This is a genomic window from Pseudomonas sp. K5002 (assembly GCF_013386655.1).
Lineage (GTDB): Bacteria > Pseudomonadota > Gammaproteobacteria > Pseudomonadales > Pseudomonadaceae > Aquipseudomonas.
Genome location: NZ_JACARK010000905.1, coordinates 1 through 1074, shown reverse-complemented (window position 1 = coordinate 1074; position 1074 = coordinate 1). Strand labels below are relative to the sequence as shown.

At 65.1% G+C, this 1074-nt stretch carries 1 protein-coding gene and 1 pseudogene; both read left to right on the top strand.

The annotated features are described in order from the left end of the window. Positions 1 to 585, top strand: a 585-nt coding sequence (locus HX846_RS30780; protein ID WP_178966838.1) for a Gfo/Idh/MocA family oxidoreductase, incomplete at its 5' end; no start/stop codon positions are given. A 64-nt stretch (positions 586 to 649) separates the two neighbouring features. After that, positions 650 to 1074, top strand: a pseudogene (locus HX846_RS30775) (glycoside hydrolase family 3 protein); the annotation flags it as partial.

Sequence of the window (1074 nt, the reverse complement as noted above, 5' to 3'; positions counted from 1 at the left end):
GACCCGCAAAAGGCCGGCCCCACCGGCGCGCTGGGAGACGTCGGCACCCACGCCTTCAACCTGTTGGAGTTTCTGTCCGGGCAGCGCTGCACCCAGCTCAACGCCAAGTTGACCAGCGTGGTGCCGGGTTGGGGCCTGGACGATACCTGCGTGGTGCAACTGGAATTCGACGGCGGCGTGGATGGATTGTTGTGGGCCAGTTTCGCCGCGCCCGGGCATCGCAACGGCTTGCGCTTCAAGGTCGTCGGCAGCCTGGCTTCGCTCGAATGGTGCCAGGAGTCACCGGAAACCCTGTTGTTCACGCCCACTGACGGTGCAGACCGCATCTATCGGCGAGGCCAGTCCGACAACAGGCCGCAGACGCTGACGTTCACCAGCTTGCCGGCGGGCAATACCGAAGGTTATCTGGAAGCGCTGGCCGTGCTGTACGCCGACTTCGCCGAGGCCCTGGACGCCGGGGCGCAATGGCGCACAGCGACCAGCGTCCCGTTGCCGGATATTCACGCAGGCGTGCGCGGGGTGTTGTTGTCCCAGGCCAGCCTCGAATCCCACCAGCAGCGGGCCTGGGTGCCTTTCCCGCGGTAATTGATTTCATGCGTGGCACCGCTGCGCATCCAACGACTCACCCAAACGCTGTTGAGGAAAAACAATGTCAAGCGAACTGCATCGCGCCGCGTATTCGGTACTGCTTCCCGCATTCGGGGATTTGCACCTGGACGACAATGTGCGCCGTTACCTGAGCCGTGGTGGTGTGTCCCTGTTGCTTGGGGAAACCCGGGATGAATACGTGGGCCGAGGCATGAGCCCGGCGCGCAAGGCGGGCGAGTCCAAAGCCGATTTCATCAGTATCGTCAAGGAAGCCACGGCGCTGGCGGGCTCTGCGGTGCTGATCGCGGTAGACCAGGAACTCGGCGGAATCGAACGCCTGCACCAACTGGTCCCGGCGGTCGCCACCCGGGCGCAGCTCCAGGACCTCGGCGCCGAGGACCTCGCGCAACGTTGCTTCGAGATGGCCGCCGCGGCCCGCGGGCGGGGCGTGAATCTGTTACTGGCGCCCATCGTGGACGTGGTCAC